The 4,783-nt window shown below is 71.1% G+C and carries 4 protein-coding genes and 1 pseudogene; 2 read left to right on the forward strand and 3 right to left on the reverse strand.

Translation table 11 applies throughout. From position 1 onward, the window contains the following. A partial coding sequence (locus UW392_RS20905; RefSeq protein WP_320776576.1) for a helix-turn-helix domain-containing protein occupies nt 1–419 on the forward strand: 419 nt, incomplete at its 5' end. On the opposite strand, the gene UW392_RS20910 is transcribed toward UW392_RS20905, so the two are convergent. After that, a complete protein-coding gene (locus tag UW392_RS20910) occupies nt 370–945 on the reverse strand; it encodes a TetR/AcrR family transcriptional regulator (RefSeq protein ID WP_320776577.1) in 576 nt (191 codons plus the stop codon). The genes UW392_RS20905 and UW392_RS20910 overlap by 50 nt on opposite strands. An 84-nt stretch (nt 946–1,029) precedes the next feature. Between UW392_RS20910 and UW392_RS20915 the strand changes: the two genes are divergently transcribed. Beyond that, complete coding sequence (locus tag UW392_RS20915; RefSeq protein WP_320776578.1) at nt 1,030–2,547, forward strand: MFS transporter; 1,518 nt, start codon at nt 1,030–1,032, stop codon at nt 2,545–2,547. A 79-nt stretch (nt 2,548–2,626) separates the two neighbouring features. Here UW392_RS20915 and serA read toward each other — a convergent pair whose 3' ends face one another. Together serA and UW392_RS20925 are read right to left on the reverse strand one after the other, a co-directional pair. After that, nucleotides 2,627–4,216, reverse strand: coding sequence for a phosphoglycerate dehydrogenase (serA, locus tag UW392_RS20920; protein ID WP_320776579.1), 1,590 nt, complete (start codon nt 4,214–4,216; stop codon nt 2,627–2,629). 266 nt (nt 4,217–4,482) lie between these two features. Then, nucleotides 4,483–4,783 (reverse strand): annotated as a pseudogene (locus UW392_RS20925) (ketol-acid reductoisomerase); the annotation flags it as partial.

Genomic DNA, 4,783 nt, shown 5'->3' on the forward strand with positions numbered 1-4,783 from the left:
CCGCCCGCACCGGCCTCGCGGAGCTGGGGACGGCGTGGCGGGAGGCGTCGGCGGCGGCCCGCGCGGCGCTCGCGGAGTCCCGGTTCGGACCGGTGGCCGAGTGGGCGTCGATCGGCCCGTACCGCCTGCTCACGGCGGTCCCCCGGGAGGCGGCACCGGACCCGGCCGTGGCGGCCCTGCTCTCCCCCGCCCACCGGGAGCTGGCCCGCACCGCGGAGGTCTACCTGGACCGGGCAGGCCAGGCCGGCCGCACCGCCGCCGAGCTGGGCATCCACCGCCAGACCCTCTACTACCGGCTCTCCCGCGTCGAACAGCTCACCGGCCTGGACCTCGACGACGGCGAGGACCGGCTGCTGCTGCACATGGCGCTCAAGGCGTGCCGCCTGCGCCGCGGATCACCTGGCGCAGCCCCTCGGTGAGCTGCTCCGCCTCCGGAGCGGTCTTCGGGTCGAAGGTCCACTGGGCCATCAGCCCCATCATCAGCGTCGTGTAGAAGGCGCCGAGCGTGTCCACGGTCTCCTCCGGCACGTCCTCCTCACGGCCGCCCATGAAGAGCGTGACCAGTCCGCGGGAGCCTTCGCGCTGGGCACGGGCGAGGTGGTCGCGGACCTCGGGCAGCCGGTCGCCCATGGTGACGATCTCCATGCTGAGCCGCCACATCGACCCCGGGTCGCGCATGGTGCCGACGATGTTCGACCAGGCCGAGGCGAACCGCTCCAGCGAGCCGGGGGCGCCGTGCACCTCGCCGTCGAACGCCTCCGACAGGTTCTCGACCATCGCCACGTACGCCTGCGCGAGGAGCGCGTCCTTCGAGCCGTAGTGGTAGCCGATCGACGCCAGGTTGGTGCCGGACTCCTTGACGATGTCGCGCGCGGTCGTCCGCACGAATCCCTTGGCGAGCAGGCAGCGCTGGGCGCCTTCGAGCAGATCCTCACGGTGTCCCATGGCGCCACCCTACCCCTCGATCCATACGTATGTCTTAAACAAACGTCATAGACAACTGTTTAAGACGTGCGTATGGTCACCGCCATGACGACAACCCCGTCCCTCGCCGGACGCCGTGAATGGACCGCGCTCGGCGTGCTGATGCTGCCGCTGCTGCTGGTCTCGATGGACGTCTCCGTCCTGTACTTCGCCATCCCCGCGATCAGCGCCGACCTCGAACCGAGCGGCACCCAGCAGCTCTGGATCTTCGACATCTACGGCTTCGTCCTGGCCGGCCTGCTGATGACGATGGGCGCGCTCGGCGACCGCGTCGGCCGCCGCCGGCTGCTGCTGATCGGCGCCGCGGCCTTCGGTGCCGCCTCCCTGGTCGCGGCCTACGCGCACACCGCCGAGACCCTGATCGCCGCCCGCGCGGTGCTCGGCGTCGGCGGCGCGACGCTCATGCCGACCACGGTCGCGCTGGTCCGCTCGATGTTCACCGACGCAGGGCAGCGCGCCAAGGCGATCGGACTGTGGTCGGCGGTGATGACGGGCGGCGTGGCCCTCGGCTCGGTGCTCAGCGGTGTCCTGGTGGAGCACTTCTGGTGGGGCTCGGTCTTCCTGGTCAACCTGCCCGCGATGGTCCTGCTGCTCGTCCTCGGCCCGGTCCTGCTCCCCGAGTCGCGCGACCCGGCCCCGGGCCGCTTCGACTGGCCGAGCGTCCCGCTCTCCCTGGCCGCGGTGCTCCCCGTGGTCTACGGCCTCAAGGAGATCCCCTCCGAGGGGTTCCACGTCCGCTACGTCATGTCGATCACCGTGGGCCTGCTCTTCGCCGCCCTCTTCGTCCACCGCCAGCGGACGGCACCGTCCCCGATGATCTCCCCGGCGCTGCTGCGGGGCCGGGGCTTCGCACCGTCCCTCGTCCTGAACGCCGTCACCATGTTCGGGATGATGGGCTCGGCCTACTTCACCACGCAGTACATCCAGTCGGTCCTGGACAAGAGCGCGATGGAGGCGGCGCTGTGGGCGCTGCTCCCCTCGGTGCCGATCGGCTTCGCCGCGCCGTTCGCGGCCCACCTGGTGCGGAAGGGCGTCGATCGCGCGCATGTCGTGACGGCCGGGTTCGCCGCCGCCGCATGCGGCTACGTGATCCTCACGGCCGCCGGGACGGACTCCCTCACCGTCGTACTGATCGCCTGCGCGGTACTCGCCTCGGGCGTCACCGCGGTGATGTCCCAGATCATGGACCTCGCCCTGAGCACGGCCCCGGTGGAGCGGGCGGGCGCGGCGTCCTCGCTGATGGAGACCGGCGCGGAGTTCGGCGGGGCGATGGGGATGGCGCTCCTCGGCTCCATCGGTACGGCCGTCTACCGCCACGGCGTCCCGGACTCGGCCCCTGCCGCGGCCCACGAGACACTCGGCGGCGCCCTGGCCGTCGCGGACCATCTGCCGGGACGCACGGGAGACGCCCTGGCAGCGGCGGCCCGCGAGGCGTTCACCGACGGGATGCGGGGGGCGGCGATCGCGGCGGCGGCGGTGCTGGTGCTGGCGGCGGTCATGGCGGCGATGACCCTGCGCGCTGCCAGGAAGAAGACCGCGTCCTTCAGCCCGTCCGGCATCTGAGCCCGTCCGGCGTTTGAGGACAAGGCCCGCAGGGCCGGAGCGGGGGTCCGGGGGCGGCAGCCCCCGGACCACGGTCACCTCAGACCAGGTTGACCGATCGAGCGGACGTCGCGCCGATCTCGGCCGCGACCTCCCCCAGCACCCCGGCGGCGACGGAGTCGTCGACGGTCAGCACGGCGAGCGCCTCGCCACCGACCGTCGCACGGGCGACCTGCATGCCCGCGATGTTGATGCCCGCCTCGCCGAGGATGCGCCCGACCGTGCCGACGACACCGGGACGGTCCTCGTAGCGCAGGACGACCATGTGCTCGGCGAGCGCCAGGTCCACGTCGTACTCGCCGACGGCGACGATCTTCTGGAGGTGCTTGGGACCGGCGAGCGTGCCGGAGACCGACACCTCCTCGCCATTGGCCAGCGTGCCGCGCACCGTCACGACGTTGCGGTGCTCGGCCGACTCGGAGCTGGTCGTCAGCCGGACCTCTACGCCGCGCTCCTGGGCGAACAGCGGGGCGTTGACGTAGGAGACGGTCTCCTCGACGACGTCCTCGAAGACACCCTTGAGCGCGGACAGCTCCAGGACCTTCACGTCGTGCTGGGTGATCTCGCCGTAGACCTCGACGTCCAGGCGGACGGCGACCTCACCGGCGAGCGCGGTGAAGATCCGGCCGAGGTGCTCGGCGAGCGGCAGACCGGGCTTGACGTCCTCGGCGATGACGCCGCCCTGGACGTTGACCGCGTCCGGGACCAGCTCACCGGCGAGGGCGAGACGCACCGACTTGGCGACGGCGATACCGGCCTTCTCCTGCGCCTCGTCGGTGGAGGCACCGAGGTGCGGCGTGGCGACGACCTGGTCGAACTCGAAGAGCGGGGAGTCCGTGCAGGGCTCCTTGGCGTACACGTCGAGGCCGGCGCCGGCGACGCGGCCCTCCTTGAGCGCCGCGTACAGCGCCTGCTCGTCGACGATGCCGCCGCGCGCGGCGTTGACGATGCGGACGCTCGGCTTGACCTTGCGCAGCGCCTCGTCGCCGATGAGTCCGAGGGTCTCGGGGGTCTTCGGCAGGTGGACGGTGATGAAGTCGGAGACTTCGAGCAGCTCGTCAAGCGAGAGGACCTTGACGCCCATCTGCGCGGCCCGCGCGGGCTGCACGTACGGGTCGTAGGCGACGACCTTCATGCCGAACGCGGACATGCGCTGCGCGACGAGGGCGCCGATGCGGCCGAGGCCGACGACGCCGAGGGTCTTCTCGGCCAGCTCGACGCCGGTGTACTTGCTGCGCTTCCACTCGCCGTTCTTCAGCGCGGCGTTGGCCTGCGGGATGTTGCGGGCGGTGGCGACGATCAGGCCGCAGGCCAGCTCGGCGGCGGTCACGATGTTGGAGGTCGGCGCGTTGACGACCATCACGCCGGCCTTGGTGGCGGCGGAGACGTCCACGTTGTCCAGGCCGACACCGGCGCGCGCGACGACCTTCAGCTTGCCGGCGGCGGCGATGGCCTCGGCGTCGACCTTGGTCGCGGAGCGGACCAGGATCGCGTCCACGTCGGCGATGGCCGGCAGCAGTTCGGCGCGGTCGGCTCCGTTGCAGTGCCGGATCTCGAAGTCCGGACCGAGCGCGTCCACGGTCGCGGGCGACAGCTCTTCAGCGATGAGTACGACAGGTTTCGAGCTCACGTGAGTCCTCACAAGTCCAATGCGGACGGCCGTCCCGACGGCCGCAGGCGGTGGAGGGATGCTTGCCGCGTGGAAGACGCACGACGCTGTGGGCCTGACGCGTATTAGTGCAGCAGTGTAGTTGCGCGGCGGAGGTCGTCTTGCGCCTCTGCGGAAGGATCACCCGTCCGGGGCTGGACGGGCTGGACAACGCCGCGTCCACGGCGCCGCCCCGGTCCGCCGAAGGGGCCGGAGCGGCGAAGCTCCGGCCCCCACGGCCCTGAGGCTTACGCCTCCTCGTCGACCCAGCTCATGAGCTTGCGCAGCTCCTTGCCGGTGGTCTCCAGCAGGTGCTCGCTGTCCTGCTTCTTGTACTCGTTGTACTTCTTCAGACCGCCGTGGTACTCGTCCATCCAGTTCTTGGCGAAGGTGCCGTCCTGGATCTCACCGAGGACCTTCTTCATCTCGGCCTTGGTGGCGTCGGTGATGATCCGCGGGCCGGTGACGTAGTCGCCCCACTCGGCGGTCTCGGAGATCGACCAGCGCATCTTCTCCAGGCCGCCCTCGTACATGAGGTCCACGATCAGC

Source organism: Streptomyces sp. CRN 30 (genome assembly GCF_034105845.1).